This window comes from Pseudomonas sp. NCHU5216, assembly GCF_052156495.1.
Lineage (GTDB): Bacteria > Pseudomonadota > Gammaproteobacteria > Pseudomonadales > Pseudomonadaceae > Aquipseudomonas.
In genome coordinates, this window is sequence record NZ_JBQLIX010000040.1 from 22,346 (window position 1) to 48,848 (window position 26,503).

General features: G+C 64.5%; 26 protein-coding genes and 2 pseudogenes. 15 read left to right on the forward strand and 13 right to left on the reverse strand.

Annotation, left to right across the window (positions count from 1 at the left end):
- Positions 1-6: 6 nt before the first annotated feature.
- Together xdhC and guaD are read left to right on the forward strand one after the other, a co-directional pair.
- Positions 7-837, forward strand: a complete 831-nt coding sequence (gene xdhC, locus ACSVIK_RS21550) for a xanthine dehydrogenase accessory protein XdhC (RefSeq protein ID WP_442446244.1) — start codon at positions 7-9, stop codon at positions 835-837.
- A 77-nt stretch (positions 838-914) separates the two neighbouring features.
- On the forward strand, positions 915-2,219 hold the full coding sequence (gene guaD / locus ACSVIK_RS21555; RefSeq protein WP_442446245.1) for a guanine deaminase: 1,305 nt from the start codon (positions 915-917) through the stop codon (positions 2,217-2,219).
- On the opposite strand, the gene ACSVIK_RS21560 is transcribed toward guaD, so the two are convergent.
- The 5 genes from ACSVIK_RS21560 to aroC all read right to left on the reverse strand — a co-directional run bounded on the left by ACSVIK_RS21560 (position 2,216) and on the right by aroC (position 5,889).
- Positions 2,216-2,770, reverse strand: coding sequence for a histidine phosphatase family protein (locus ACSVIK_RS21560; RefSeq protein ID WP_442446246.1), 555 nt, complete (start codon positions 2,768-2,770; stop codon positions 2,216-2,218). The two genes, guaD and ACSVIK_RS21560, sit on opposite strands and share 4 nt — an antisense overlap.
- Positions 2,767-2,958, reverse strand: coding sequence for a PLDc N-terminal domain-containing protein (locus ACSVIK_RS21565; RefSeq protein WP_442446247.1), 192 nt, complete (start codon positions 2,956-2,958; stop codon positions 2,767-2,769). Before ACSVIK_RS21565 ends, ACSVIK_RS21560 begins: the two co-directional genes overlap by 4 nt.
- Positions 2,959-3,025: 67 nt before the next feature.
- Positions 3,026-3,565, reverse strand: coding sequence for an acireductone dioxygenase (locus ACSVIK_RS21570; RefSeq protein WP_442446248.1), 540 nt, complete (start codon positions 3,563-3,565; stop codon positions 3,026-3,028).
- Positions 3,566-3,580: 15 nt separating this feature from the next.
- A complete protein-coding gene (locus ACSVIK_RS21575) occupies positions 3,581-4,729 on the reverse strand; it encodes an MFS transporter (protein ID WP_442446249.1) in 1,149 nt (382 codons plus the stop codon).
- Between the two features lie 68 nt (positions 4,730-4,797).
- Positions 4,798-5,889, reverse strand: a complete 1,092-nt coding sequence (aroC, locus tag ACSVIK_RS21580) for a chorismate synthase (protein ID WP_442446250.1) — start codon at positions 5,887-5,889, stop codon at positions 4,798-4,800.
- Positions 5,890-6,013: 124 nt separating this feature from the next.
- Here aroC and ACSVIK_RS21585 point away from each other — a divergent pair, with 124 nt between their 5' ends.
- A complete protein-coding gene (locus tag ACSVIK_RS21585) occupies positions 6,014-7,006 on the forward strand; it encodes an alpha/beta hydrolase (RefSeq protein ID WP_442446251.1) in 993 nt (330 codons plus the stop codon).
- A 34-nt stretch (positions 7,007-7,040) separates the two neighbouring features.
- Positions 7,041-7,847, forward strand: coding sequence for a hypothetical protein (locus ACSVIK_RS21590; RefSeq protein WP_442446252.1), 807 nt, complete (start codon positions 7,041-7,043; stop codon positions 7,845-7,847).
- Between the two features lie 184 nt (positions 7,848-8,031).
- On the opposite strand, the gene prmB is transcribed toward ACSVIK_RS21590, so the two are convergent.
- Positions 8,032-8,952 (reverse strand): 50S ribosomal protein L3 N(5)-glutamine methyltransferase, encoded by a 921-nt coding sequence (gene prmB / locus ACSVIK_RS21595; RefSeq protein ID WP_442446253.1) that lies wholly within the window; start codon positions 8,950-8,952, stop codon positions 8,032-8,034.
- 60 nt (positions 8,953-9,012) lie between these two features.
- Positions 9,013-9,138 carry a hypothetical protein gene (locus ACSVIK_RS21600; protein ID WP_268183568.1) on the reverse strand — a complete coding sequence of 42 codons (126 nt, stop codon included), beginning with the start codon at positions 9,136-9,138 and terminating at the stop codon, positions 9,013-9,015.
- A gap of 153 nt (positions 9,139-9,291) precedes the next feature.
- Here ACSVIK_RS21600 and ACSVIK_RS21605 point away from each other — a divergent pair, with 153 nt between their 5' ends.
- The 5 genes from ACSVIK_RS21605 (at position 9,292) to ACSVIK_RS21625 (ending at position 12,923) form a co-directional block, all read left to right on the forward strand.
- Positions 9,292-9,888 (forward strand): cysteine hydrolase family protein, encoded by a 597-nt coding sequence (locus ACSVIK_RS21605; protein ID WP_442446254.1) that lies wholly within the window; start codon positions 9,292-9,294, stop codon positions 9,886-9,888.
- A gap of 75 nt (positions 9,889-9,963) precedes the next feature.
- Complete coding sequence (locus ACSVIK_RS21610; RefSeq protein ID WP_442446255.1) at positions 9,964-10,284, forward strand: hypothetical protein; 321 nt, start codon at positions 9,964-9,966, stop codon at positions 10,282-10,284.
- A 1,032-nt stretch (positions 10,285-11,316) separates the two neighbouring features.
- A complete protein-coding gene (locus ACSVIK_RS21615; RefSeq protein WP_442446256.1) occupies positions 11,317-11,877 on the forward strand; it encodes a Smr/MutS family protein in 561 nt (186 codons plus the stop codon).
- 64 nt (positions 11,878-11,941) lie between these two features.
- Positions 11,942-12,487, forward strand: a complete 546-nt coding sequence (gene folE / locus ACSVIK_RS21620) for a GTP cyclohydrolase I FolE (protein WP_268183559.1) — start codon at positions 11,942-11,944, stop codon at positions 12,485-12,487.
- 67 nt (positions 12,488-12,554) lie between these two features.
- Positions 12,555-12,923, forward strand: a complete 369-nt coding sequence (locus ACSVIK_RS21625; RefSeq protein ID WP_442446257.1) for a glutathione S-transferase N-terminal domain-containing protein — start codon at positions 12,555-12,557, stop codon at positions 12,921-12,923.
- 9 nt (positions 12,924-12,932) lie between these two features.
- Here the strand turns inward: ACSVIK_RS21625 and ACSVIK_RS21630 are convergent, their stop codons facing one another.
- From ACSVIK_RS21630 to ACSVIK_RS21645, 4 genes and pseudogenes are all read right to left on the reverse strand, one after another.
- Positions 12,933-13,529, reverse strand: coding sequence for a tRNA-uridine aminocarboxypropyltransferase (locus ACSVIK_RS21630; protein WP_442446258.1), 597 nt, complete (start codon positions 13,527-13,529; stop codon positions 12,933-12,935).
- 85 nt (positions 13,530-13,614) lie between these two features.
- Positions 13,615-14,589: pseudogene (locus ACSVIK_RS21635) on the reverse strand (methyl-accepting chemotaxis protein); the annotation flags it as partial.
- A gap of 309 nt (positions 14,590-14,898) precedes the next feature.
- Positions 14,899-15,180, reverse strand: a pseudogene (locus ACSVIK_RS21640) (PAS domain-containing protein); the annotation flags it as partial.
- Positions 15,181-15,492: 312 nt separating this feature from the next.
- Positions 15,493-16,392 (reverse strand): LysR family transcriptional regulator, encoded by a 900-nt coding sequence (locus ACSVIK_RS21645; protein WP_442446259.1) that lies wholly within the window; start codon positions 16,390-16,392, stop codon positions 15,493-15,495.
- Positions 16,393-16,607: 215 nt separating this feature from the next.
- On the opposite strand from ACSVIK_RS21645, the gene speB reads away from it, so the two are divergent.
- The 5 genes from speB (at position 16,608) to ACSVIK_RS21670 (ending at position 23,098) form a co-directional block, all read left to right on the forward strand.
- The gene (speB, locus tag ACSVIK_RS21650) at positions 16,608-17,567 is read left to right on the forward strand and encodes an agmatinase (protein ID WP_442446260.1); all 960 of its coding nucleotides are present in this window, start codon (positions 16,608-16,610) and stop codon (positions 17,565-17,567) included.
- 75 nt (positions 17,568-17,642) lie between these two features.
- Complete coding sequence (locus ACSVIK_RS21655; protein ID WP_442446261.1) at positions 17,643-19,037, forward strand: YjiH family protein; 1,395 nt, start codon at positions 17,643-17,645, stop codon at positions 19,035-19,037.
- Positions 19,038-19,058: 21 nt separating this feature from the next.
- Positions 19,059-20,660 carry a 5-guanidino-2-oxopentanoate decarboxylase gene (locus tag ACSVIK_RS21660; RefSeq protein ID WP_442446262.1) on the forward strand — a complete coding sequence of 534 codons (1,602 nt, stop codon included), beginning with the start codon at positions 19,059-19,061 and terminating at the stop codon, positions 20,658-20,660.
- 276 nt (positions 20,661-20,936) lie between these two features.
- Entirely contained in the window at positions 20,937-22,277 is a 1,341-nt protein-coding gene (locus tag ACSVIK_RS21665) for a purine-cytosine permease family protein (protein WP_442446263.1), read from the forward strand.
- 89 nt (positions 22,278-22,366) lie between these two features.
- On the forward strand, positions 22,367-23,098 hold the full coding sequence (locus ACSVIK_RS21670) for an MBL fold metallo-hydrolase (RefSeq protein WP_442446264.1): 732 nt from the start codon (positions 22,367-22,369) through the stop codon (positions 23,096-23,098).
- A 5-nt stretch (positions 23,099-23,103) separates the two neighbouring features.
- On the opposite strand, the gene ACSVIK_RS21675 is transcribed toward ACSVIK_RS21670, so the two are convergent.
- Together ACSVIK_RS21675 and aceK are read right to left on the reverse strand one after the other, a co-directional pair.
- Positions 23,104-23,235, reverse strand: coding sequence for a PA1414 family protein (locus ACSVIK_RS21675; RefSeq protein WP_316916220.1), 132 nt, complete (start codon positions 23,233-23,235; stop codon positions 23,104-23,106).
- A 231-nt stretch (positions 23,236-23,466) separates the two neighbouring features.
- Positions 23,467-25,185, reverse strand: a complete 1,719-nt coding sequence (aceK, locus tag ACSVIK_RS21680; RefSeq protein ID WP_442446265.1) for a bifunctional isocitrate dehydrogenase kinase/phosphatase — start codon at positions 25,183-25,185, stop codon at positions 23,467-23,469.
- Between the two features lie 176 nt (positions 25,186-25,361).
- Here aceK and ACSVIK_RS21685 point away from each other — a divergent pair, with 176 nt between their 5' ends.
- A complete protein-coding gene (locus ACSVIK_RS21685; protein WP_442446266.1) occupies positions 25,362-26,252 on the forward strand; it encodes a DMT family transporter in 891 nt (296 codons plus the stop codon).
- The last annotated feature ends 251 nt before the right edge of the window (positions 26,253-26,503 follow it).

The window sequence follows — 26,503 nt, forward strand, 5'->3', positions numbered from 1 at the left end:
CCGCTCATGAACTGGATCAGCGCCCTCGCCGAGCTGCAGGACAAGGGCGAGCCCTGCGTGCTGGTGACCATCATCGAGGAGCGCGGCTCAACCCCGCGCAATGCCGGCTCGAAGATGGTCGTCACCGCCGAGCGCATCTTTGCAACCATCGGCGGCGGCCACTTGGAATACAAGGCCATGGCCATGGCCCGCGAGATGCTCGCCAGCCGCACCCAGGACACTCGCCTGGAGCGCTTCGCCCTCGGTGCCAGCCTCGGCCAGTGCTGTGGCGGCGCCACCGTGCTGCTGTTCGAGCCCATGGGCCAGCCGCAGGCGCAGATCGCCGTGTTCGGCGCCGGCCACGTCGGTCGCGCGCTGGTGCCGCTGCTGGCCAGCCTGCCATGCCAGGTGCGCTGGATCGACGCGCGCGAGCAGGAATTTCCCGAGCAGACGCCGCCCGGCGTGGAGAAGATCGTCGAAGACGACGTGATCGATGAAGTGGCGAGCATGCCCCCTGGCAGCTACTTCATCGTCATGACCCACGACCATCGCCTCGACCTGGAGCTGAGCGCCGCCATCCTTGCCCGTGACGACTTCGCCTATTTCGGCCTGATCGGCTCGAAGACCAAGCGCGTCAAGTTCGAGCACCGCCTGCGCCAACGCGGCCTGGACGACGCATCGCTGGCGCGCATGCGCTGCCCCATGGGCCTGCCCGAGGTGAAGGGCAAGCTGCCCATGGAGATTGCCGTGTCCATCGCTGGCGAGGTGATCGCCAGCTACAACGCCACCTTCGGCCAGGACGTGAAAAAGGGCGAATCCAGCATTGCCAGGCTGCTGCCGGCCTCACGTCGCTCCTGATCGAGTCGGGTGCGCCGCGAGCACCACCACCCACTTCTTCGGTGCGCGCAGCGCACCCTACGCATGAGATTTGAACCATGAGCAACACCCGCAAGGCCTACCGCGCCGCCATCCTGCACAGCCTCGCCGACCCGACGCAGGTCGGCGTCGAGCGTTCCTACCAGTATTTCGAGGACGGCATCCTGCTGATCGAGAACGGCCAGGTCGCTGAGGTTGGTGCGGCGACCGAGTTGCTGCCCAAGCTGGCTAGCATGGAGATCCAGCACTACCCCGACGCGCTGATCACCCCAGGCTTCATCGATACACATGTGCACTACCCGCAGACCGGCATGATCGCCTCCTACGGCGAACAACTGCTGGACTGGCTCAACACCTACACCTTCCCCACCGAGCGCCAGTTCGCCGACAAGGCCCACGCCAGCGAAGTGGCGGCGATCTTTCTCAAGGAGCTGCTGCGCAACGGCACCACCACTGCCCTGGTGTTCGGTACCGTGCATCCGCAGTCGATGGACGCCTTCTTCGAGCAGGCCGCAAAGCTCGACCTGCGCATGATCGCCGGCAAGGTGCTGATGGATCGCAACGCCCCGGACTACCTGTGCGACACGGCCGAGAGTGGCTACGCCGAAAGCAAGGCGTTGATCGAACGCTGGCACGGCAAGGGTCGCCTGCACTACGCCGTCACCCCGCGCTTCGCCCCCACCAGCACGCCCGAGCAACTGGAGCTGGCCGGCAAGCTGCTGTGCGAGTACCCGAACCTGTATCTGCACACTCACCTGTCGGAGAACCGCCAGGAAATCGAGTGGGTGAAAGCGTTGTTCCCCGAGCGCCAGGGCTATCTCGACGTCTACCACCACCACGGCCTGACCGGCCCGCGCGCAGTGTTCGCCCATGGCGTGCACCTGTGCGACGAGGAGTGCCAGCGCCTGGCCGAAACCGGTTCGGCGGTGGCCTTCTGCCCCACTTCCAACCTGTTCCTCGGCAGCGGCCTGTTCGACCTGAACAAACTGGAACGCCATGGCGTACGCGTCGGCCTGGGCACCGACGTGGGCGCCGGCACCAGCTTCAGCCAGTTGCAGTCACTGAACGAGGCCTACAAGGTGATGCAGTTGCAGGGCAACAAGCTCGACCCGTTCAAATCACTGTACCTGGCCACCCTGGGCGGCGCCCATGCGCTGTATCTGGACGAACGACTGGGCAACTTCCTGCCCGGCAAGGACGCCGACTTCATCGTCCTCGACTACCACGCCACGCCGCTGCTGCGTTATCGCATGCAGCAGGCCAGGAGCCTGGAAGAACGCCTGTTCGCCCTGACCATGCTCGGCGACGACCGCGCGGTACGGGAAACCTTCGCGGCGGGGGTATCCGTGCATCAGCGCGACTAAGGCGCAGGAATGCGTGCCAGCGGCTGGGCGCGCGGACTTAGCGGCAAGGCGAGAATCAGCCCTTCGCCGGAGGCGGGAAAGATCCCCGTCAGGGCGGTGATGTTGACCTGATGGGACACCAGCACCAGCGGCGCACCGGCCGGCAATTGATTGATCGTGCGGATCAGCTCGGCGGTCTGCTCGGCGCCGTCGCTGCGCTGCTGAAAGAAGGAGTCCAGTGCCGCCAGCGGCTGCACCGGGCCAAGCTGCAGGCCGCTGGCGGTATCCAGCGCGCGGCACCAGCGGCTGCTGAGAATGCGCGGCTGCTCGATACCCTGACGCGCCAGCAACTCACCCCAGCGCCGCGCTTCGGCGCGCCCTTGGGCATCGAGGTTACGTTGGGTGGCGCATTGGCCCAGGCGAAAGTTCGCCGGATCCCCGGTGCCCGGCGCCGTGGCATGGCGCATGAGCAACAGCGCGCGGCCTTCGCGCAGGGCCTGCCAGGCGTCGTCCGCCCCTGCTGCGGCGCTGCCGAGCGGTAACAGCAACGCCAGCAGCCACAGGCACCTCATATCCGCACGTTACCTCGCGGCCCGGCCAGCGCCCAGATGATCAGGCCCAGCACCGGCAGGAAGAGGATCAGCAGCACCCAGAGAATCTTGATGCCGGTTTCGGCGTTGCTTTTCAGCACGTTGATGATGGCCCAGATATCCAGGGCGAAGATGGCCAGGCCGATCAGGCTACTGAGGGTAGACCCCATGAGGACACTCCTGTGCGAAGGGTTGTCCTCTTAGGATAGCCGGCGCCCTGCCCGGGTTCCCTCTGCGTCAGTCACCCAGACGCGGGAAGCGGCTGGCGATCTCCTCGCCGGTCAGCGCGGGCGCCTCGTCGCTGGCGCTCAGGCGCAGCACCAGGGCATGCGGCTCCTGCCCCAGGTCGAACCAGTGGCGGGTGCCGGCCGGCAAGGTCAGCAGATCGCCACGCTCGCCCTGCAGCACGTACACATGGCCATCCAGGTGCAGGCTGAGCTGGGCGAAGCCGGCGAGGAACAACCAGGCGCTGGTCGAGCCCTGCACCTGCTCGTCCAGATGACGGGCGCGCAGCTCCAGCTTCTGCGGGTGGTTGCGCTGCAGGTTGAACAGCTCCTGCTGCACGTAGCCCTGCTCACCCATCAGGGCCTGCAGCCACAGGCCATAGGCCGCATCGAACTCGGCCTGCTCGCAGCCAGGGCGCAGCGTGGCCGGCAGCTCCAGTTGGCGATAGTCGATGCCCACCGCCGCCAGGGTGCTGGCGATATCGTCGGCGTGGTTCAGTACCTTGTTCGGCAGTTCCGGTGAAGTATGCAGATGGACGGCGAGGCTGCTCATGAGGGGTCACTCGATTCAGGGCCGCTCGGGCGGCAAGCGGCTGGCGATGATGATGGCTGCGAGCAAGGCTACCAGACTGGCGATGGCGAAGGTCCAGCCCGAGCCCAGGCTCTTCCAGCTATAGCCGGCATACAGCGCCCCCAGGGCACCACCGATACCGGCCAGGCTGGCATAGAGCGCCTGCCCCTGGCCTTGCTGGCGATCAGCGAAACTGCGCTGGACGAAATGGATGCAGGCGGCATGGAAGGCGCCGAAGGTGGCGGCGTGCATGCACTGCGCCAGCAACAGCAGCGGCAGGTGCTGGGCCAGGTTGCCCAGCAGCAGCCAGCGTATTGCGGTGATCAGGAAGCTGGCCAGCAACACGCTGCGCAGCGAATAGCGTTGTAGCAAGCGCGCCATGAACAGGAACAGGACGATCTCCGCCACCACCCCCAGCGCCCAGAGTAGGCCGATGGCGCCCCGGCTGTAGCCGACGCCTTCCAGATGCAGGCTGAGGAAGGTGTAGTAGGGGCCATTGCTCAGCTGCATCAGCGCCACGCAGAGGTAGAAGGCAGCAATGCCGGGGCGCCGCAACTGGCGCAGGAAGCCGCCCTGCTCCGCCGTGTTCGGCCGCTGCAAGGGTTGCGCATTGGGCACCCAGAAGCTGCCGGCGACGATACCCGCCATGATCACCACCAGCGCCGCCGGATAGGCGTCCAGGCTCAGCCACTCGAACAGCAGACCGAGGCCGACCACCGCGACGATGAAGCCGATACTGCCCCACAGGCGGATCTGGCTGTAACGCGCCGCCTGCTCACGCAGATGAGCCAGGGTGATCACCTCGAACTGCGGTAGCACTGCATGCCAGAAAAAAGCGTGAGTGGCCATGATCAGCGCCAGCCAGGCATAGCTCTGGTCGAGAAAGATTCCGGCGAAGCAGGCCAGGGTGCACAGCGCGCCGAAGCGCACGATCAACAGGCGCTGGCCGCTGTAATCCCCCAGCCAGCCCCACAGGTTCGGCGCCACGCAGCGCATCAGCATGGGAATGGCGATCAGCTCACCGATGCGTGCCGGGGAGAAGCCCAAATGGTCGAAGTACAACGCCAGAAAAGGCGCCGTCCCGCCCAACAGAGCGAAGTAGAAGAAATAGAAGCCGGACAGGCGCCAGTACGGAAGAGCAGCCACAGGCTACAGGCCGCAGGCTGCAGGAAAGCACCGCTCTGGCCTGTAGCTTGCGGCTTGCAGCTTGCCGCTCATAGCTGCGGCAGTACGGGCGTGGTAACGCGCACGTCGGCGTTCTGCGCGCGGTGGCGCAGCAGGTGATCCATCAGCACCATGGCCATCATCGCCTCGGCGATGGGCGTGGCGCGGATGCCGACGCAAGGGTCGTGACGGCCCTTGGTGATCATGTCCACCGGGTTGCCGTCGACGTCGATGGAACGCCCCGGCGTGGTGATGCTGGAGGTCGGCTTGAGCGCCAGGTGGGCGACGATCGGCTGGCCGCTGGAGATGCCGCCGAGAATGCCGCCGGCATTGTTGGAGAGGAAACCTTCCGGGGTCAGCTCGTCGCGGTGCTCGGTACCGCGCTGGGCGACGCAAGCGAAGCCGGCGCCGATCTCCACGCCCTTGACCGCGTTGATGCTCATCAGCGCGTGGGCCAGCTCGGCGTCGAGGCGGTCGAAGACCGGCTCGCCCAGGCCCGGCATCACCCCTTCGGCGACCACGGTGATCTTCGCCCCGACCGAATCCTGGTCGCGACGCAGTTGATCCATGTAGGCCTCCAGCTCCGGCACCTTGTCCGGGTCGGGGCTGAAGAAGGCGTTTTCCTCCACCGAATCCCAGGTCTTGAAGGGAATCTCGATGGGGCCGAGCTGGCTCATGTAGCCACGAATGACGATGCCCTGGCTGGCCAGGTACTTCTTGGCGATGGCGCCGGCCGCCACGCGCATGGCGGTTTCCCGCGCCGAGCTGCGGCCACCGCCGCGGTAGTCGCGGATGCCATACTTGTGGTGGTAGGCGTAATCGGCATGGGCTGGGCGGAACAGATCCTTGATCGCCGAATAATCCTTGGACTTCTGATCGGTGTTGCGGATCAGCAGGCCGATGGCGCAGCCGGTGGTCTTGCCCTCGAACACCCCGGAAAGGATCTCCACCTCGTCGGCTTCCTGGCGCTGCGTGGTATGGCGGCTGGTGCCAGGCTTGCGCCGGTCGAGGTCGCGCTGCATGTCTTCCAGCGACAGCTCCAGGCCCGGCGGGCAACCGTCGACGATGGCGACCAGGGCCGGGCCATGGCTTTCGCCAGCGGTGGTGACGGTGAACAGCTTGCCGTAGGTATTGCCGGACATGGGACGAGGCTCCGCGAAATTCAGCTCAGGCCCGGCGCTGCGCAGGCCCGATTCACAAGGTGGGCGAGTATACCTGCCGAGAACTTGCAGTTCATCCCGAACCTTGGCCATTCGGATACGTCCAATGCCAGTCTGCCACTACAGCCCTCTCATCATGCTGCGAGCCCTGCTCTTGACCCTCACCCTGATCACCGGCCTGGCCCAGGCCAGTACCACGCGACAACTGCCCGTCAGCCTCGACACCGACCAGGGCACCCTGTACGGCAGCCTGCTGCTGCCACAAAGCGACCAACCGCTGCCGGTGGCGTTGCTGATCGCCGGCTCCGGCCCCACCGACCGCAACGGTAACAACCCCGAAGGCGGCCATAACGATGCGTTGGAGAAGCTGGCACGGGTGCTGGCGCGCAACGGCATCGCCAGTCTGCGCTACGACAAGCGCGGTGTGGCCGCCAGCCGCGCAGCCACTCCAGACGAACGCGACCTCAGCGTCGAGCGCTACGTGGCCGATGCCCAGGGCTGGGCCAGGCAGCTCAAGAGCGACCCGCGCTTCGACCGGCTCATCCTCATCGGCCACAGCGAGGGTGCGCTGATCGCCAGCCTGGCCGCGCAGGACGGTCAGGCCGATGCCCTGGTGTCCATCGCCGGCCCTGCCCTGCCCATCGGCCAGGTGCTGGACATGCAACTGGCCATGCGTCTGCCACCGCCGCTGCTGGACGAGAGCCGGCACATCCTCGCCAACCTGATCCGCGGCAAGCTGCAGCCAGAGGTACCCAAGGAGTTGCAGGCGATCTATCGTCCCAGCGTGCAGCCCTATCTGATCAGCCTGCTGCGCCAGGATCCGGCAGCCAACTTCGCGGCCCTGCGCATCCCCGCGCTGATCGTCCAGGGCACCCACGACGCCCAGGTCAGCCCGGAGAACGCCGAGTTGCTCAAGCAGGCCAAGCCCGATGCCGAGCTGGCGCTGATCCCCGGCATGAACCACGTCATGCGCATCACCCCGGCACCCTGGAAGGAACAACTGGCATCCTACAACGATCCGCAGCTACCCTTGGCCCGCGCGCTGGGTGAACGCATCGTCGCCTTCATTCGCTCCAGCGCGGAGGAAAACGGCCGATAAACCGCTGAACGCATTGATCATACGCAGGACGCCCATGAGCGAAAACCCAGCCCCAGAGGCCGAACCCACGCCTGCTGAATCGACTGAAGAAGCCGCCAGCGAAACGCCCAGCATTCACCCCTGGGCCAATCTGCCGGCCGAGCACTTCAAGCTGCTGCGCCTGGCGCCCCTGCCGGTGGATCGCGAAACCGGCGCCCGCCCCTTGCGCTTCGTCCAGCTAGGCCGAGTCGAGCGCCATGCACGCAGCCTCAGCCTGCTGCGCCTGACCCTGCAGGTGCCGGGGCAACGCCTGCATGGCGAACAGAACCTGCTGGAAGTCTGGGCCAATCACCAGCTCAAGGAAATACGCTTTGGCCCGGACAAGGGCCTCAGCGTCGAGCCGGCCAACCGTGGCCTGGGGCGTTTCATGCTGGCTCAGGGCATCGCCTGGGCGCGCAAGCGTTTTGCCCACTACAGCGTCGAAGGCGGCGCCCTGCCAACCAAGGACAACTTCAACGCAGCCGCCATCGCCCGCCGCGATCATGCACTGAAGGCTCAGGGCTTCACCATCGAGTACAGCGACCCGCTGCAGCTCAAGCCTTTTTACAGTGCGCCGCGGGTCAGCTCGCTGCATGGTGACTGGCACACCGAGAAAGTGCAGATCATCGAACCGCTGGATGCAGCGGCGATGCTCCAGCAGGCCGATCAGAACCTGCAGGAACAGGACAAGGCGCTGCGCAAGCTGCAGGAACACGCGGATCGCCTCAAACGCGAAGACAGCAGCCTGCGCTTCACCATCACCTGCCTGGTGGCCTTCAGCCTGTTTCAGGCCGGGCTGCTGATCTGGATTGCCACGCGTTAGAGGCTCGTGGTGCGCACAGCGCACCCTACGTCATCCGCAACGCCCGTAGGGTGCGCCACGCGCACCAAGTTGCGTAGGGTGGATCGCGCTCTATCGATCCACCGTTTTGGTGGATGTGAAAAGCGACATCCACCCTACGCTCTGTGTTCGCTCTACCGTAGAGCGCGCCGTGCTCACCGGGGAATCAGCCTGCGAGGCGCGAACGGAACAGCGCCTGATGTTCACGGCACTGCTTGGCCGCCAGCAGGAACACGCCATGACCACCGCGCTGGAAGTCCAGCCAGGTGAAATCCACCTCCGGGTACAGCGCCTCGACATGCACCTGGCTGTTGCCCACCTCGACGACCAGCACACCACGCTCGGTGAGGTGATCGGCCGCCTCGGCCAGCATGCGCCGCACCAGATCCAGGCCATCGTCGCCGCAGGCCAGGCCCATGGCCGGCTCGTGCTGGTACTCGGCGGGCATGTCGGCGAAATCCTCGGCATCGACATAGGGCGGGTTGGAGACGATCAGGTCGAAACGCTGCGCCGGCAGCCCGGCGAAACCGTCGCCCTGCACGCAATAGACGCGCTCTTGCAGGCCATGATGCTCGATGTTCCGGTTGGCCACCTCCAGCGCATCGAACGACAGGTCGGCGAGCACCACCTCCGCCTCGGGAAACTCGTAGGCGCAAGCGATGCCGATGCAACCGGAACCCGTGCACAGATCCAGCACCCGTGCCGGCTCGGTGGGCAGCCAGGGGGCGAAATGTCGATCGATCAGTTCGGCAATGGGTGAACGCGGCACCAGCACGCGCTCGTCGACGATGAACGGCAAGCCGCAGAACCAGGCCTCGCCCAGCAGATAGGCGGTGGGCACACGTTCCTCGATACGACGTTTGAGCAAGGCCTGCAGATGGGCATGCTCGTCATCCTCGAGCCGGCAGTCGAGGTAGGCATCGTTGATTTCCCAGGGTAGATGCAGAGCACCGAGCACCAGTTGACGCGCCTCGTCCCAGGCATTGTCGGTGCCATGGCCGAAGAACAACTGATTGGCTTGGAAGCGGCTGACAGCCCAGCGGATATAGTCGCGCAGGGTGCGTAAACGGGTGATGGGAGCGGTCATGGGCGGCCTCCGGGTGAAAAAATCACGCAGTCTAGCCGAACCGGATCACACTGTGCCCGCTTACTCGCGCTCGGAAGACGAACGTCGCTCCTGCGACGGGCGCCGCAACTCGCGCAGCACCGCGATGGACACCGCCAACGAGAACAGCAGCCAGAGATAGGGGGATAGATGAGAGATGAAGGACATGAGCAACTCCTTTTGCCTGTGACCACCTGCTTTCCTGGCAGGTTCCGAACCACCCTTGCTCTTTACCTCAGCAACTAATGCCGCGCAAGAGGTTCACATCCCGCGCTGGCAAGCGGACAATGGCACATCATCACCATCGACCAGGAGCCCGAGATGTCCCGTCCGCAAACCATGTTCCAGCTCACCGGCCGTGGCCATGCAGCGGCCAGTCTGAGCAATGCGACCCTGGTGATCATCGATGCTCAAGAAGAATATCGCAGCGGCGTACTCGCCCTGCCGGGCCTGGATGCCGCGCTGGCGGAAATCGCCTCGCTGCTGGCCGCCGCGCGCAGTGCCGGCACGCCCATCGTCCACGTCAAGCACCTGGGCATTCCCGGCGGCCTGCTCGACCCCAGCGGCCCACGCGGCCGCCATCTGCCGGAAGCCGAACCGCTGCCCGGCGAGATCGTGGTGGAAAAACGCCTGCCCAACGCCTTTGCCGGCACCGAGCTGCATGACCGCCTGCAGAGCCTCGGCCATCTCAACCTGATCGTCTGCGGTTTCATGACCCATTCGAGCATCAGTACCACGGTGCGCGCCGCCAAGGACTATGGTTATCGCTGTACCCTGGTCGATGCCGCCTGCGCCACCCGTGATCTGCCGGCACCGGACGGCAGCGTGATCGCCGCTGACGAGGTGCACCGGATCGAGATGATCGCCCTGGGTGACAACTTCGCCACCCTGGTGGCCCACGCCAAGTCGCTGGTCTGAGGCGCGGGCCCACCAAGGCGGAACCCCGGTAAGGCCTGTGGGTCTTACCGCCGACAGTCTGCGAGGAAGGCCGCAATGAAACTGTCCGACGATTTCGACGCAAGCCGACTGCGCCCGCGCCACGCCAAGCCTTGGCGCTTGCGTATCGGCGCAGCCCTGGGCGCGCTGTTCGCCGCCCTCGGCACGCTCCTGGCGATGGCCGGCGTCGCCTCGCTGGCCGGGCGCGCTCCGCGCCTGGGCTCGCTCAACGACACCGTGGGCGAGGCTTTGGTGGTGCTCGTGCTGGGTCTGTTTCTGTTCTGGGCCGGGATCGCCTTCTGGCGCCGCTGCCGGCGCCGTCTGCGCCGGCCTGGTGATTTGGGGCTGTCCCCTCATTTGCTGAAGAAGCGTGGCTGAAAGACAAGACACTGTCTGGGTTGTTTTGGGGTCATTCGTGGAATGCCCTGAGCATTGGTCTTGATACCGGACTGGCAAGTTTGTGTGTGGTCTTGTTGTCCTGGTCTGGTGTTCCGGACGCCGCTTTGGGTGTTTTCAGATATTCCGGGTTTCGCCCCCTCGGGCGACTCACTTTTCTTTGAAATGCGCAAAGAAAAGTAAGCAAAAGAAACGCACCCCCACCATCCGGGTCTCGCTTCGCGAGACTTCCCTCACTCCAGCACCGCTCCGGGGTCGGCTTGCAAGGGCCATCCATGGCCCTTCAAGCCTCTCGCGGCATCCATGCCGCTCGCCCCCTGCGCAATGCCTACGTTCGGCCTCCTGAAGGGGGAGTTAGCGCGCCTGAACGAACCGGCATTCCGGGATATGCTCGGCGTGCTCTGGTAATGGGGGAACTACGACGTGGCCGTTGAGTTAAACCAAAACTTTCACTCGTGTAGGGCGTACTCGCGAAGCAGTACGCCGCTGGGAGTACGGGACGTAAGTTGCGGTGCCGAACTCGGCATGGCCCGGCGGACTGTTCGCTTAGGCTCCTGAGTCCGCCCTACGGCTGCCCCCAATCAAGCACGCAGACTCCCTGGGAGTTACCTCAGGTTCAGGCGCGTGCAGAGCCCGCCCAGGAGGGCGAACGCAATCGTCGTGGAAGAGGCTGAGCGGCATGGATGCCGCGAAAGCCGCGATGGGCCATGGATGGCCCACCGCGGCGGGCCTCTGGAGCGGCGATGGAGTGAGCGAACCCTGGCGCAGCCAGGGCCGGATGAAAGGGCGGAGGTTTTGGTTACTTTTGCCCCAAAAGTGACTCGCCCGGGAGGGCGAAACCGAAAACATCAGCAAAAACGCGACAATCCGGAACAAACACCCAAGCAACCAACAACCAACAACCAACCAACACACAAACTTGCCAGTCCGGTATCAAGCCCCCCCCAAGCCCCTCAGGCTGGCCGCCAGAGGCAGCAGGCCATAAACTATCCGCCTGATTCGCGGAGCCCTTCCATGCAAGACGACGATCTTTCTCTCTTCCAGGCCGAACTGCGTGGCGTCAAGCCCATCAAGTACGACCGCGCCGACACCGGCAAGCCCAGGGCCGACCGCAAGCAACTGGGCGCCTTGCGCCAGGCAGCGACCATCAGCCAGGGCGAGATCAAGGTGGATGGCCTGTCCGATCAGTTCGTCATCGACGTCGGCGCCGAGGACGCCCTGTACTGGGCCGCCAACGGCATGCAGGAAGGCCAGATGCGCAAGCTCAAGCTCGGCCAGATCCCCTTCGACGGCAGCCTCGACCTGCACGGCATGAGCGTGGAGAAAGCGCGCGACACCCTCTGGGAGTTCATCGCCGAGGCCACCAAGCTGGAAGTGCGTTGCGTGCGCGTGACCCATGGCAAGGCCGCGCGCATGGACGGGCGCAAACCGCTGATCAAGAGCCACGTCAACACCTGGCTGCGCCAGCATCCCCAGGTGCTCGGCTTCACCTCCTGCCAGGCCAAACACGGCGGCACTGGCGCGGTGTATGTGATTCTCAAGCGCACCATGATGGATGGCCGCGACGAATACTGATCGCCCTTGCCAGGCACGCAGCGGCACCCTACCCTGCGCCCTTCGTTACTCAACAGGAAGCGCCATGTCCCTGGAAAACCACTACACCGCCATCCTCGGCCAGCTCGGCGAGGACGTCTCCCGCGAGGGTCTGCTGGACACGCCAAAGCGTGCCGCCAAAGCCATGCAGTACCTCTGCCGCGGCTACCAGCAGACGCTGGAGGAAGTCACCAACGGCGCCCTGTTCAGCTCAGACAACAGCGAGATGGTGCTGGTCAAGAACATCGAGCTGTATTCCCTGTGCGAGCATCATATGTTGCCGTTCATCGGCAAGGCTCATGTCGCTTACCTGCCCAACGGCAAGGTGCTCGGCCTGTCCAAGGTGGCCCGTATCGTCGACATGTACGCCCGCCGCCTGCAGATCCAGGAAAACCTCAGCCGGCAGATCGCCGAGGCGATCGAGCAGGTCACCGGCGCCCTGGGTGTGGCGGTGGTTATCGAGGCCCAGCACATGTGCATGATGATGCGCGGCGTGGAGAAGCAGAACTCCTCCATGGTCACCTCGGTGATGCTCGGCGAGTTCCGCAGCAACCCGGCAACCCGCGGCGAATTCCTCAATCTCGTTCGCTGAGCCCACCTCTTTTCACGACGGCCGCACACCTCGGTGCCCGGCCGCCTGCATTTTCAGGAGTTCCCAGATGTTGCTCAAAGCCCTGCGCATCGGCCTTGGCCAGTTGGTCATCTTCGCCGACTGGGTCAGCCGCCCACGCAAGCTCAAACGCAGTGCCGAGGCCCAGGCCGAGGTGCAACGCGCCACGGCCGACCTGGCGCTGTATCAGTTCCGCGCCTGCCCCTTCTGCGTCAAGGTACGGCGCACCCTGCACCGCCTCGACCTGCCGGTGGAGCTGCGCGATGCCAAGAACGATGCCCAGCATCGCCAGGCACTGGAACAGCAAGGTGGTCGCATCAAGGTGCCCTGCCTGCGCATCGAGGAAAACGGCCAGAGCACCTGGCTGTACGAATCCAATGCGATCATTGCTTATCTGCAGCAGCGCTTCGCCGCCTGAACGCCAGGCTCAGTCCCTGACGTGATTACGCCTGTAGGTCTGCTCGCCCATAGCCGCGATCTGCCCTTCGATCAGGGCATCGAAGGGCCGTAGCAGCGCCTGGAAGCAGCTCGGCGCTTCCAGCGTCTCCAGCGCGCTGACGATAGCTTCGATGGTCGACAGCGCGTCCGCCTGCGGTGCCTTGCGCAAGCGGTAGCGCGATGCCGGCGCATTGCTCAGGCTGACACGCGGCAAGGCCGCCAGCAGCGGGTTGAGATGCAAGAGCTTGCGCGCCTTGCGCCAGGTGCCGTCCGGCACCACCAACAGCAACGGCAATTGCCCTGCTTGGCGTGGCGCCAGCGGCGCTGCGTGCTCGCCTGGAAACAACAGACAGGCCTGATACCCCGGCCGCGCCAGCCATTGCGGCAGTTCGTCGAATACCTCGCCCACCCGGAACTCGGCATTGCGCAGCCCCAGCGCCGCCAGGCGCGCCGTATTGAGCGCGTGCGCAGCCTCGCTCGGGTGCTGCAGGATCAGCAACCGGGTCTGGCTATCGAGATCGGGAATCAGCGGGCACAGGCAACGGCTGAGCGGGCGCTGGCAGCGGCAACAGGTCGGACGAGGCATGCCGCGCAGTGTGCCATGAACGCCGGCCGCAGGCGTAGCCCGGATGCAATCCGGGAACTTGCCCGAATTGCCTCCGCCAGTTCCGTCAGCGGTTGAAACGCTCCGCCAGACTGTGCAGATAGTCGGCCATCTCTTCCAGCTCACGGCTGATGGCCGCGCCCTGATGGGCCTGCGAAGCGCTGTTTTCCGAGAGCTGGGCGATGCGGGTGATCTGCCGGCTGATGTCCTCGGCCACGTGGCTCTGCTCCTCGGAAGCGGATGCCATCTGCTGGCTCATGCCGGAAATGCGGCTCACCGCTTCGCTGATGCCCTCCAGCGCATTCTTCACCGACTCCACGCTGTCCACGCTGCCCCGGGAAATCTCCTCGCCCCGCGAAGCGGTGGCCACGGCACGATCGGCCCCCGCGCGCAGAGCGGAAATGATCTGGTGGATCTGCTCGGTGGATTCCCGGGTACGCGACGCCAGGGAACGCACCTCATCGGCCACCACGGCGAAGCCCCGCCCCTGCTCACCGGCACGGGCCGCTTCGATGGCCGCATTGAGCGCCAGCAGGTTGGTCTGTTCGGCAATCGAGGTGATCACGTCTGCCACGCTGCCGATGGACTGGGTGGAATTGGCCAGCTCATTGACCGCATGACCGATATCGGTGACCGCCTGGGCCATCTGCCGCATGGAGTCCAGGCTGCCGTTGGCCAGGTCGCGCCCCTCCTGGGCCAGACGATCCGCCTCACCGGCGGCATGCGAGGTGTTCTGCACGTTGTGCGCCACCTCCTGAATGGTGGCGGCCATTTCATTGATGGCGGTGGCGGACTGATCCGTCTCGGCACGCTGCTGATCGAGCAGGCCGGCCCCGGCACTGGCCAGTTCGGAGGCCTGCGTCGCCCGCCGTTTGACGTTCTCGCCGGCATCTTCCAGACGGGTCAGCGCAGTCTGCAGACGCGCCTCCTCACTGATCATGGCCAGATCGAGCAGCGCCTGAGCGCCCCGGTTATCGCTGTAGGTCAGGGCCACCAGGTCACTGGTGAAGGCCTTGGGGTGCTCGTCGAGGGTACGCATGATCAGTGTCCGGGTACGGTGCAACTGATAGGCGCCCAGAGCGACCATCATGGCGAAGGTGAAGCCGACCAGCAGCCAATCCGTCATGACGGTTTCGGCTGCCAGGATGACCGCCGCTGCCAGGATCAAAGGCCAGGAGCGCACCAGGCTGTAGGTCCAGCGCTCGAAGGCCGGCACTGCAGGTTTGCCTTCACGCAGGCGGGCGTAGAGTGCTTCCGCCCTGCGCTTCTGCGCCTCGCTGGGCAGCGAGCGCACCGACTCGTAACCGACCATGCGCCCAGCCTCGTAAACCGGCGTGACATAGGCGCTGACCCAGTAGAAATCGCCATTCTTCGCCCGGTTCTTGACGATACCCATCCAGGGCTTGCCCTGTTTGATGGTCTCCCACATATGGCCGAACACCGAGGGCGGCATATCGGGATGGCGTACGAGGTTGTGCGGCTGACCAATCAGCTCTTCGCGGGTGAAACCGCTGATTGCGACGAATGCGTCATTGCAGTAGGTGATCCGGCTATCCATGTCGGTGGTGGAGATAAGGCGTTCATCGGCAGCAAAGGTGCGTTCACGCTGGGTCACAGGCAAATTCTGGCGCATGGGCGATCTCGGTGGGGTCAGAATTACAGCTTTTTTAAGTAGTAGCACAGCGCCAGAGGATCGCTAATCGGCGATTAGTCGTAACCCCCTGATGAACAGTGGCTTTCAGGCTTTCGACCAGTCGCCAAAGGACTTTAACAACAGGCCGTTGAAAAACTACCTGCGTTGGCAATGCTGCGTTAAAAACGGCCTCGCGTGCGAGCCCAGTCAAAATGCTCATTTACAACACGTAAACTGCGCTTTTTCGGCTGTTTTTGCGGGGCCGCCATCGGTATTGTCTTGCCTGCCTCGCCTACGTTTTTCAACAGCCTGTTAACGATCGCCCGGATTGAGCTGCGCCTTGAGCAGATCGCGAAAGGTCTGGATCAGCGGTTCACGCGCGCGGCCGCGCCGCAGGATCAACGAGAACGGCGCCTGATAGCCGAAGGTCGCAGGCGATAGCACACGCAGCCGTCCCAGATCCACCCAGTGCTGGGCGTAGTGCTCCGGCAGGTAGCCGATATAGGCCCCGGACAGCACCAGAATCAGTTGCGCCTCCATCGACTCCACCGTCGCCGCACTGTGCTTGAAGCCATGACGAGCCAGCTCGGCCTGGCTCCAGTAGCCGCGGCCGACCATGCGCTGCTGGGTGATCAGCTCCGCCGGGATGCGCCGCTGGGCGAACAGCGCGTGCCGTTCGCTGCAGTACAACCAGTGCTGCTCGCGGTACAGCGGCTGGTAGACCAGGCCGTTCATGCGCGTGGAGAAGGCGCCGATGGCCAGATCCAGACGGTTGTCCAGTACCGCCAGTTGCAGCTCGTAGGGGCTCATCACCGACAGGTGCAGATGCACACCAGGATGCTCCTGGCTGTAGGCGCCGATCACCTCGGCCAAGGGCAGCGCCGGATCGCTGACGGTGGAGTCCAGCACAGCGAGGTTGAGGGTGCCGCGCAACTCGCCCTTGAGCGCCGCCGAATAGCGCTCGAAGCCCTCCAGCTCGCCGAGCAAGCGCAGGGTTTCCTGGTGAAACAGCTCGCCCTTGCTGGTCAGGCTGAAACCGCCACGGCCACGGTGACAAAGTACGATGCCAAGCTGGGTCTCCAGCTGGCTCATGTAGGTGCTGATCGCAGAAGTGGACAGGTTCAGCTCCTGCTGCGCAGCGGCGAAGCCCTGGTGGCGTACCACGCTGGCAAAGATGCGCAGCAGTTTCAGATCGGGCAAGGGGCTGGTCATGACTTTCTCGTCAGATATCGATGGTGCGCACGGCGCACCCTACGGCGGGCCGCCGAGGTCAGGGAGGGTGCGCCGCGCGCACCACTCTATCCCGCCGGCCATTAGTTTAGAAATCTCTGAACTAAGTTTTTGCCCCTGCCGATTTTTCCCTGAAGGTGCCTGGCCAAGAATCCGGCCAACGATTCCTACAACCACAACAACCGTGAGGCCTTCCCATGGACAAGGTTTTTCATCAGCCCCTGGGCGGCAACGAAATGCCCCGTTTCGGCGGCATCGCCACCATGATGCGCCTGCCCCACATCCAGAGCCCCGAGGACAAACGCCAGCTCGATGCCGCCTTCGTCGGCGTGCCGCTGGATATCGGCACCTCGCTGCGCTCCGGCACCCGCTTCGGCCCGCGCGAGATCCGCGCCCAGTCGGTGATGATCCGCCCCTACAACATGGCCACCGGCGCCGCCCCCTTCGACTCGCTGAACGTGGCCGACATCGGCGATGTGGCGATCAACACCTTCAACCTGCTCGACGCCGTGCGCATCATCGAAGAGGCCTACGACGAGATCGTCGAATTCGGCATCAAGCCACTGACCCTGGGCGGCGATCACACCATCACCCTGCCGATCCTGCGCGCCCTGCACAAGAAACACGGCAAGATCGGCCTGGTGCATGTCGATGCCCACGCCGATGTGAATGACCACATGTTCGGCGAGAAGATCGCCCACGGCACCACCTTCCGCCGCGCCCAGGAAGAAGGCCTGCTCGACAGCCAGCGCGTGGTGCAGATCGGCCTGCGCGCCCAGGGCTATACCGCCGAGGATTTCAACTGGAGCCGCAAGCAGGGTTTCCGCGTGGTACAGGCCGAAGAGTGCTGGCACCAGTCGCTGGCGCCGTTGATGGCCGAGGTGCGCGAGAAGGTCGGCGGCGGCCCGGTGTACCTGTCCTTCGACATCGACGGCATCGACCCGGCCTGGGCGCCCGGCACCGGCACTCCGGAAATCGGCGGCCTGACCACCATCCAGGCCATGGAGATCATCCGCGGCTGCCAGGGCCTGGATCTGATCGGCGGCGATCTGGTGGAGGTCTCGCCGCCCTACGACACCACCGGCAACACCTCGTTGCTCGGTGCCAACCTGCTGTACGAGATGCTCTGCGTACTGCCTGGGGTACAGCGCCGCTGACCCAGGTTGCCCTGCCCACCCGGGTGTTCGTCACGACACCCGGTACATCCCTACAACAACAATCAGAGTGCCCAGATGAATCGCGAAGAAACCTTGCCGCTGACGGATGACCCGTCGCCGAGCGCCACCTCCTACAGCCTGCGCCAGTTGCTGATATTCCTGATCCCCTCGTTGCTCGGCGTGCTGCTGTTTCTCACCCCCATCGTCTATGAAGAGAAAGTGACCATCGGCCTCGGCGTGATGGCCGATGCACTCAAGGCGCTGGTCAGCGACCAGCTACCCGCCATCGCCACCGCGCTGTTGCTGCTCTCGGCCGTGCTCGGCGTACTTGGTACGCTGTTCAAGCCAGGCTGGATCACCGAACGGCGCGCGCTGAACGAGCTGTTCAACCTGCACCCGCTATGGCTCGGCCTGCGCCTGCTCGGCGCGCTGTTCGCGGCCATGACCTTCTGGCAGTTCGGCCCGGAATGGATCTGGAGTGCCAACACTGGCGGCGTGGTGCTGAAAGACCTGGCGCCGGTGCTGATCACCTTCTTCCTGGTAGCCGGGCTGATCCTGCCGCTGCTCACCGATTACGGCCTGATGGAGTTCATCGGCACCATCGTACGTAATGTGTTTCGCAAGATCTTCGGTCTACCCGGGCGCTCGGCCATCGACGCCATCGCCAGTTGGCTCGGCTCCGGCACCGTCGGTGTGCTGATTACCGCTCAGCAGTATCAGAAGGGTTTCTACAGCGCGCGGGAAGCCGCGGTGATCGCCACCAACTTCTCCATCGCCTCGATCGCCTTCAGCCTGCTGATCACCAGCTTCATGAAAATCGATCACCTGTTCGTGCCCTTCTACCTAACCGTGGTGGTCGCCGGCCTCGCTGCCGCCATCATCACCCCGCGCATTCCGCCGCTGTCGTGGAAGAAGGATGAGTATGTCGCCGGCGTCGGCAAGCAGATCCAGGAAGACGTGCCGGCCGGCACCTCGCTGCTGCGCTGGGGGCTGACCCAGGCGGTTCAGCGCGCCAATGCCAATCCCTCGCCGGCGCAGATGGTCAAGATCGGCGTGCACAACGTGGTGGATATCTGGCTCGGCCTGCTGCCGCTGGTCATGGCCATCGGCACCCTTTCCCTGGCGATTGCCGAGTTCACGCCGATCTTCAACTGGCTGTCCTATCCCTTCGTGCCCCTGCTCGAAGCCCTGCAACTGCCGGAAGCGGCCAAGGCCGCGCCGGCCATGCTGGTGGGCTTCGCCGACATGTTCCTGCCAGCGGTGCTGGGCAAGGGCATAGACAGCGAGCTGACCCGTTTCGTGGTGGCCTGCGTGTCGCTGACCCAACTGATCTACATGTCCGAAGTGGGCGTGCTGATCCTCAAGGCCAAGCTGCCGCTGAACCTGCTGGAGCTGTTCGTCATCTTCATCATCCGCACCCTGATCACCCTGCCGATCATCGCGCTGATGGCGCACTGGATCGTTGGCTGACGTCATCACGAGGATCTGAGCATGAGCACCTGCGGCGAATTTCTCGTCAGGCAACTCCAGGCCTGGGGCGTCGACACCGTATTCGGCATCCCTGGCGTGCACACCGTCGAGCTCTACCGTGGCCTGCCGGCGAGCGGCATCCGCCATGTCACCCCGCGCCACGAACAGGGCGCAGGCTTCATGGCCGATGGCTATGCGCGGGTCTCGGGCAAGCCTGGTGTGTGCTTCATCATCACCGGGCCGGGGATGACCAATATCCTCACCGCCATGGGCCAGGCCTACGCCGACTCGATCCCGATGCTGGTGATCTCCAGCGTCAACGAGCGTGATCGTCTCGGCCTGGGCAAGGGCTATCTGCATGAACTGCCCAACCAGCGCGCCATGGTGGCGGGCGTGAGTGCCTTCAGCCATACCCTGATGAGCGTCGAGGAATTGCCTGGTGTACTGGCACGCGCCTTCGCCGTATTCGAGGGCGAACGGCCGCGCCCGGTGCATATCGAGCTGCCGCTGGACATCATCACCGCCGACGCCACGCATATGGCTGTCGCACCACGGCAGGTGCTACGACGCCCGGCGCCGAATCGCACGCTGATTCGCGAAGCGGCCGGACTGCTCAAGCAGGCTGAGCGCCCATTGCTGCTGCTCGGCGGTGGCTGCGTCGCCGCCGAGGCCGAGGCGCGCGCCTTGGCCGCCGTGCTGGATGCGCCCACCGCCCTGACCATCAATGCCAAAGGCCTGCTGCCGCCGGGCCATCCGCTGTTGCTGGGCAGCAACCAGTCGCTGCGCCCGGTGCGCGACCTGGCACTGGACGCCGATGTGGTGCTGGCCATCGGCACCGAACTGGGCGAGACCGACTACGACGTGGTGTTCGATGGCGACTTCCGCCTGCCTGGCCGGCTGATCCGCATCGACATCGACGCCCAGCAACTGCAGCGCAACTTCACCCCGCACCTGGCGATCCAGGGCGATGCGCGGCTGGCCATGCGCATGCTGCTGGCCGAGTTCGCCCCGCGCCAGGTCAGCGCAGACAGCCCCGGTGCCCAGCGCACCGCCGCCGTACAGGCGCGCTTGACCGAAGACTTCGCCAGTTGGGCGCATTACCGCCAGTTGTTCGATTGCATGCTCGACGCCCTGCCCACTGCGCGCTTCGTCGGCGACTCGACGCAGACCGTGTACAGCGGCAATCATCTGGTCGAGCTGGACGGTGCGCGGCGCTGGTTCAACGCCTCCACCGGCTACGGCACTCTCGGCTACGGCCTGCCGGCGGCCATCGGCGCCAAGCTGGCCGAACCGACGCGGCCGGTGATCAGTCTGATGGGCGACGGCGGCATCCAGTTCACCATCGCCGAGCTGGCCAGCGCCGTGGAGGCGCGGATCGGCATCATCGTGCTGTTGTGGAACAACACCGGCTATGGCGAGATCAAGCGCTACATGCAGCGCCGCGACATCAAGCCCATCGGCGTCGATATCTACACCCCGGATTTGCTGGCCATCGCCCGTGGCTTCGGCTGCGTCGCCGAACGTGCGCGCGACCATGCCCATCTGGTCGAGCTGCTGCGCGGCGCCCCCGAAGACCGCCCCCTGATCATCGAAGTACAGGAGGCCGCGCCCTTTCATCCCTGACTGGATCGATCGCAGCTAAAGCCGCTCCTACACCTTCGTAGGGTGGATGACGCTTCACCCATCCACCAACTGCAATGGTGGATGAAAAAGGCGTCATCCACCCTACCCGATTAAAGCCCCTCCCACAGGGCTATAGCGCTTGCCGTGGGTGGGGCTTTAGCCGCGACATTCCCCCACCCGGACCGCATCCGGGCGACGGGCATAACCACAAGACTCAGCACCACCACTGACTGCCGTTCTACCAAGACCAACAATCAAGCATCGGGGAGTCGCACCATGTTCAAGCATTTCAGCCAGCATTTCGGCCAGGACGGCCTGACGCCAACCGACAAGGCACATCGCAGCCTCGGCCTGGGCGGCACCATCGCCCTGTGGCTGGGCGCCAACGTGGTGGTCACCACCATTCTCACCGGCATGCTGCTGGTGCCGGATCTGCAATTCACCCAGGCCATGCTCATCGTCCTGATCGGCTCGGGTATCGGCATTCTGCCGCTGGTGCTGGTCGGCCTGATGGGCCAGCGTTCGGGCCTCACCACCATGGTGCTGGCACGCGGCAGCTACGGCTCGCGCGGCGCCAAGCTGCCGTCGCTGGTCAACCTGCTGACCCTGCTGGCCTGGAGCTGGATCCAGGCGCTGCTGGCCGGCATGAGCCTCAACTATGCAGTGGAGCACCTGACCGGCTACTCCAACCTGCCGCTGTTCACCATCTTCTGCGAAACCCTGGTGCTGCTGATCGCCCTGCGCGGCCACCTGGGCATCGAGCGCGTCGAGCGCTGGGCCGCCATCGGCATGCTCCTGCTGGCCGCTGCGGTGTTCTATGTGATGGGACAGAAGTTCGAGTTCGCCAGCCTCCTGGCCATGCCTACCGAGCCACGTAACGAGATCACCCCCGGCATCGCCTTCGATATCGTCATCGCCACCGCCTTCTCCTGGATTCCGCTGGCCGCCGACTACAACCGCAACTGCCGCAGTCAGGGCGTGGCGGCGGTCGGTACCTGGGTCGGCTATGTCGCCGCCACCCTCCTGGCCATGGGCCTGGGCGCCACGGTGTCGGGCTTCTCGGTGCTCACCGGCATGGAGCAAACCTACGACCCGGCGGTGCTGCTGGCCGGTTTCGGCTTCGGCCTGCCAGCGGCCCTCGTGGTCTTCCTCTCGGTGATGACCACCAACGTCATGTGCGTCTACAGCGCCTCGCTGTCGTACCTCAACATCAGCCCGAAAACCCCGTTCTGGAAACCAGCACTGTGCATTGGTGTGCTGTCGATCCTGGGTTCGCAGATCCCCGGCATTCTCGACAACTTCCAGAGCTTTTTACTGGTGATCGGCAGCGTGTTCATCCCCGCCTTCGCCGTGCTGATCGCCGACTACTTCCTGATCCACAAAGGTCGATACGCGGTGGACGAGCTGCTCAGCGAGGACGGCGGTCGTTATCGTTACCTGAACGGCTTCAACCCGGCAGCCTTCGTCGCCTACGGCCTGGGTGCGGTACTGGCCTACTACTGGGGCTGGGTCGCACCGCTGACCTGGGGCGCTTCATTGCCGGTGTTCCTGATCACCGCCGTCAGCTACGCAGTGCTGCGACGCTGGGTGCTGGTGCCACGGGTGCAGCTGGCGTAGCGTGGTGTGCGGTGCGCACAGCGCACCCTACGGCTGGTGATTACCGCTCGCCGTCCGCAATCGACGCCAAGACAACCACGAGGTGGGCCATGAAAATCGTCAGCCGTGACCGCTGGTTCGAGGTAGAGCATCGCCACGACGGCATCTGCCTGATCCACGAGCCCTACGTGCGCCCCTTCTACCGCTGCAACATGTGGCACGTGCAGGGCCGCGGGCATGATGTGTTGATCGATTCGGGCTCCGGCCTGGTCAGCCTGCGCGAACAACTGCCCTGGCTGAGCGACAGGCCGCTGCTGGCGGTGGCCAGCCATTGCCACTTCGACCATATTGCCGGGCATCACGAATTCACCGAGCGCCTGGTGCATCCGGCCGAGGCCGATATCCTCGCCGCACCGGACGGCGCCAATACCCTGGCCACGGATTTCGTTGGCGACGAGATGTTCGAGGCGCACCCGGACTGCCCGCTGTGCTACGCCGAATATCGCGTGCGAGCGGCACCGGCCACGCGCCTGATCGAAGATGGCGATGTGCTGGATCTGGGGGATCGAGTGTTACAGGTGCTGCACACACCCGGTCATTCACCGGGTGGCATCAGCCTGTGGGAGGCGAGTACGCAAACGCTGTTTTCCGGCGACATCCTCTACGATGGGCCGCTGATCGAGGACGCCTACCATTCCAACCTGGAGGATTACGCGCACAGCCTGGCGCGCCTGCGCGAGCTGCCCGTGCGCACCGTGCACGGCGGGCATTTCGCCAGTTTTTCGGGACAGCGGATGCGCGAGCTGATAGACGCCTGGTTCGACGTCCACCAGCTCGCCTGAAACCTTCAGCGGCGCTGCTGCGCTTCGCGCCGTAGACGCTCCTGCTCTGCCTCGCTGATACGAATCGGCTGGGGTTGCGGGACGAGGCCGAGGGCCTGCAGCAGGGCTTGCAGTTGTTCTTGCAGCTTGGCGAGCATGGGTACGACCTCCTGCCAAGTAAAGGGAAGAGCCAACGGCTCAACTATCAGATTAGCAGGCTGTTGAAAAACTACCTACGTTGCCATTGCTGCGTTAAAAACAGGCTCAAAATGCTCATTTACAGCTCGTAAACTCCGCTTTTTCGCCTGTTTTTGCCTTGCACTGGCTGCCTCGCCTACGTTTTTCAACGGCCTGTTAGGCCGGGCGACCCGGATTTCAACCGAGCACCGTCAAATCACCGGGCTCTTACGCCGATAGGGGAACACGTCGATCACCTTGCCTGCGCGAATCGCCTCCTGCAATCGTTTCCAGTAATCGGCGTCATACAGATTGCCATGCAGCTTGCTGAACAGCTGGCGCTGCTTGATATCGGCGAACAGAAAAGGCGGGAACTCCTCGGGGAACACGTCATTGGGTGCCACCGAATACCAGGGCTCGGCGCTCATCTCGTCCTCGGGGAAACGTGGCGGCGGTATATGACGGAAATTCACCTCGGTGAGAAAACAGATCTCGTCGTAGTCATAGAACACCACGCGACCATGGCGGGTGACGCCGAAGTTCTTCAGCAGCATGTCACCGGGGAAGATATTCGCCGCAGCAAGCTGCTTGATGGCCAGGCCGTAATCGTCCAGCGCCTCGCGCACCTGCGCGTCGTTGGCACTTTCCAGATAGAGGTTGAGTGGCGTCATGCGCCGTTCGGTCCAGCAGTGCCGTACCAACACTGTGTCGCCCTCCAGCACCACGGTGGAGGGCGCCACCTCGAGCAGTTCAGCCAGGCATGCAGGCTCGAACTTGGCCTTGGGAAAACGGAAGTCGGAGAACTCCTGGGTATCGGCCATACGCCCCACCCGGTCGACGCTTTTCACCAGGCGATACTTCTCGATCACCGTGTTGCGATCCACCGTCTTGGCGTGGGCGAAACGGTCCTTGATGATCTTGAATACGGTATTGAAGCCCGGCAGGGTGAATACGCTCATGACCATGCCGCGCACCCCCGGCGCCATGATGAAGCGGTCCTCGGTACTGGCCAGGTGGCCGATCAGGGCGCGGTAGAACTCGGACTTGCCGTGCTTGTAGAAACCGATCGAGGTGTACAGCTCGGCGATGTGCTTGCCCGGCAGGATGCGTTTGAGAAAGCCGATGAACTCGGTGGGGATGGCCACCTCCACCATGAAATAACTGCGGGTGAAGGAAAAGATGATCGACACCTCGGCCTCGTCGGTGATCGCCGCATCGGCCTGGATGCCCTGCCCCTCCAGATGCAATAAGGGAATCGCCAGCGGCCATTGCTCGTCGCGGGTGTAGATGCGGCCGATCAGGTAGGCGCCCTTGTTGCGGTAGAGCACCGAGGAAAACAGCTCGATGCACAGCTCCGGATCCTTGCAGATCCAGTCCGGCAGGCTGGCACGCAGTTGCTCTTCCAGGCGTTGCAGGTCACGCGGCAGATCCTCATAGGGCACGTCGAAGCGATAGTCGTGGAAGATGGCCTGCAGCGCTTCGCCCAGTTCCCCTCGCGGCCAGTACCTGCGCGTCTGCGCCACGGCATTCTGGCTGCGCTGCGATGGCCGGGTGGTGTGGATGAACATGCACTCGTCGTTGATCTGGTCATGACTGAACAGGCTGCAGAAGATCGAGTTGAACCAGGTTTCCGCCAGCTCGTCGTCGCAGCGCCGATCAATCAGGCTGATGTAGGCGCTTTTCACCAGCGGCCACTGCTGCGCCTCCAGCGAACCAGCCTCGAAGTCCAGCAGCAGGCGTTCGCGGGTCTGCGCGACCTTCTCCTCGTACAGGTTGATGCGCGCCGCGGAAGCCTGCTGCGCTGCCTGCCACTGCGCCTGCTCGAAACGGGCACGCGCCCCATCGGTGATCTGGCGAAAATCCTCGCGGTAGTCGTCGAAACCCTCGAGAATCAACGCCGCGATCTCGCCGGCCGGCCGTTGTTGTCCCATGGAGGCACCTCGCTATGCACTGGGTGAACCGAGTGTAGCGACAAAGCGTAGCCCGGATGCAATCCGGCAGTGCAATCCACTCAGAGCCCGCGACAAGGCTTTGAAAGCGCAATGCGGATTGCCAGAAGCTCGCCCAGCGGCAACACTCGCGCCCTCAATCTGCCGGATGCCTCGCCTTGCGCAGCACTGATCTGTTTCGCCTGCTACTACTCGCCGCCATCTGGGGCGCCAGTTTCCTCTTCATGCGCATTGCCGCGCCGGTACTGGGCAGCATGCCGACCGCCTTCTTCCGCGCCAGTATCGGCGCACTGGGGCTGTTCGCCGTGATCCTGCTGCTACGCACACCCTGGGACTTTCGCGGCAAATTGCGCATCTGCCTGGTACTCGGGGTGATCAATGCCGGCCTGCCCTCGGCCATGTACTGCCTGGCGGCACTGATCCTGCCGGCGGGCTACTCGGCGATCTTCAACGCCACCACGCCCTTGATGGGGGTGATGATCGGCGCCTTGTTCTTCCATGAAGGCATCACCCCGAGCAAGGCCCTGGGTGTATTCCTCGGCCTGCTTGGCGTCGCCGTGCTGACCCGTACCGGCCCGGTCGCCTTCGACTTGCAGTTGCTGCTGGGCGCCGGTGCCTGCCTGGTGGCCACCACCTGCTACGGTTTTGCCGGTTTTCTCACGCGACGCTGGATCGGCCAACAGGGCGGCCTGGACAATCGCCTGACGGCCTTCGCCAGCCTGCTTGGCGCCAGCCTGTTCCTCCTGCCACTGCTGGCCGGCAGCCTGGCACTGCAACCGCCAGCGAGCTGGGGCGGCATCGAGGTGTGGCTGTCACTGGCTGGCCTCGGCCTGCTCTGCACGGCGTTCGCCTACGTGCTGTACTTCCGTCTGCTGAGCGATATCGGGCCGATCAAGGCCAGCACCACCACCTTCCTCATCCCGCCGTTCGGCGTGCTGTGGGGCGCGTTGCTACTGGGTGAACCACTGAGCTGGGACTACCTGCCCGGCTGCCTGCTGATCGCCCTGGCCCTGTGGCTAGTGGTACGCCCGAGCGTGAGCAGAACGTAGGGTGCGCTGCGCGCACCAGGGCCACCGCGAGATCGCCCCGGTGCGCAAGGCGCACCCTACGAAAAAGCGCCGCTCGAACAGACCGATGTGAAACCTGGCCCTGTGGCTGGTGGTGCGCCCGAGCGTGAGCAGGACGTAGGGTGCGCTGCGCGCACCAGGGCCACGGCGAGATCACCCCGGTGCGCAAGGCGCACCCTACGAAAAAGCGCCGCTCGAACAGACCGATGTGAAACCTGGCCCTGTGGCTGGTG

Excerpts from the sequence above, each read along its gene's own strand:
- xdhC (WP_442446244.1), top strand. The coding sequence starts at position 7 with ATGAACTGGATCAGCGCCCTCGCCGAGCTGCAGGACAAGGGCGAGCCC.
- ACSVIK_RS21600 (WP_268183568.1), bottom strand. The coding sequence starts at position 9,138 with ATGTCCTTCATCTCTCATCTATCCCCCTATCTCTGGCTGCTGTTCTCG.
- ACSVIK_RS21670 (WP_442446264.1), top strand. The coding sequence starts at position 22,367 with ATGAAAATCGTCAGCCGTGACCGCTGGTTCGAGGTAGAGCATCGCCAC.
- ACSVIK_RS21605 (WP_442446254.1), top strand. The coding sequence starts at position 9,292 with ATGTCCCGTCCGCAAACCATGTTCCAGCTCACCGGCCGTGGCCATGCA.
- aceK (WP_442446265.1), bottom strand. The coding sequence starts at position 25,185 with ATGGGACAACAACGGCCGGCCGGCGAGATCGCGGCGTTGATTCTCGAG.
- ACSVIK_RS21625 (WP_442446257.1), top strand. The coding sequence starts at position 12,555 with ATGTTGCTCAAAGCCCTGCGCATCGGCCTTGGCCAGTTGGTCATCTTC.
- ACSVIK_RS21660 (WP_442446262.1), top strand. The coding sequence starts at position 19,059 with ATGAGCACCTGCGGCGAATTTCTCGTCAGGCAACTCCAGGCCTGGGGC.
- ACSVIK_RS21615 (WP_442446256.1), top strand. The coding sequence starts at position 11,317 with ATGCAAGACGACGATCTTTCTCTCTTCCAGGCCGAACTGCGTGGCGTC.
- aroC (WP_442446250.1), bottom strand. The coding sequence starts at position 5,889 with ATGTCCGGCAATACCTACGGCAAGCTGTTCACCGTCACCACCGCTGGC.
- ACSVIK_RS21645 (WP_442446259.1), bottom strand. The coding sequence starts at position 16,392 with ATGACCAGCCCCTTGCCCGATCTGAAACTGCTGCGCATCTTTGCCAGC.
- ACSVIK_RS21560 (WP_442446246.1), bottom strand. The coding sequence starts at position 2,770 with ATGAGGTGCCTGTGGCTGCTGGCGTTGCTGTTACCGCTCGGCAGCGCC.
- ACSVIK_RS21675 (WP_316916220.1), bottom strand. The coding sequence starts at position 23,235 with ATGCTCGCCAAGCTGCAAGAACAACTGCAAGCCCTGCTGCAGGCCCTC.
- ACSVIK_RS21665 (WP_442446263.1), top strand. The coding sequence starts at position 20,937 with ATGTTCAAGCATTTCAGCCAGCATTTCGGCCAGGACGGCCTGACGCCA.
- ACSVIK_RS21570 (WP_442446248.1), bottom strand. The coding sequence starts at position 3,565 with ATGAGCAGCCTCGCCGTCCATCTGCATACTTCACCGGAACTGCCGAAC.
- ACSVIK_RS21630 (WP_442446258.1), bottom strand. The coding sequence starts at position 13,529 with ATGCCTCGTCCGACCTGTTGCCGCTGCCAGCGCCCGCTCAGCCGTTGC.
- prmB (WP_442446253.1), bottom strand. The coding sequence starts at position 8,952 with ATGACCGCTCCCATCACCCGTTTACGCACCCTGCGCGACTATATCCGC.
- folE (WP_268183559.1), top strand. The coding sequence starts at position 11,942 with ATGTCCCTGGAAAACCACTACACCGCCATCCTCGGCCAGCTCGGCGAG.
- ACSVIK_RS21585 (WP_442446251.1), top strand. The coding sequence starts at position 6,014 with ATGCCAGTCTGCCACTACAGCCCTCTCATCATGCTGCGAGCCCTGCTC.
- ACSVIK_RS21565 (WP_442446247.1), bottom strand. The coding sequence starts at position 2,958 with ATGGGGTCTACCCTCAGTAGCCTGATCGGCCTGGCCATCTTCGCCCTG.
- ACSVIK_RS21610 (WP_442446255.1), top strand. The coding sequence starts at position 9,964 with ATGAAACTGTCCGACGATTTCGACGCAAGCCGACTGCGCCCGCGCCAC.
- speB (WP_442446260.1), top strand. The coding sequence starts at position 16,608 with ATGGACAAGGTTTTTCATCAGCCCCTGGGCGGCAACGAAATGCCCCGT.
- guaD (WP_442446245.1), top strand. The coding sequence starts at position 915 with ATGAGCAACACCCGCAAGGCCTACCGCGCCGCCATCCTGCACAGCCTC.
- ACSVIK_RS21590 (WP_442446252.1), top strand. The coding sequence starts at position 7,041 with ATGAGCGAAAACCCAGCCCCAGAGGCCGAACCCACGCCTGCTGAATCG.
- ACSVIK_RS21655 (WP_442446261.1), top strand. The coding sequence starts at position 17,643 with ATGAATCGCGAAGAAACCTTGCCGCTGACGGATGACCCGTCGCCGAGC.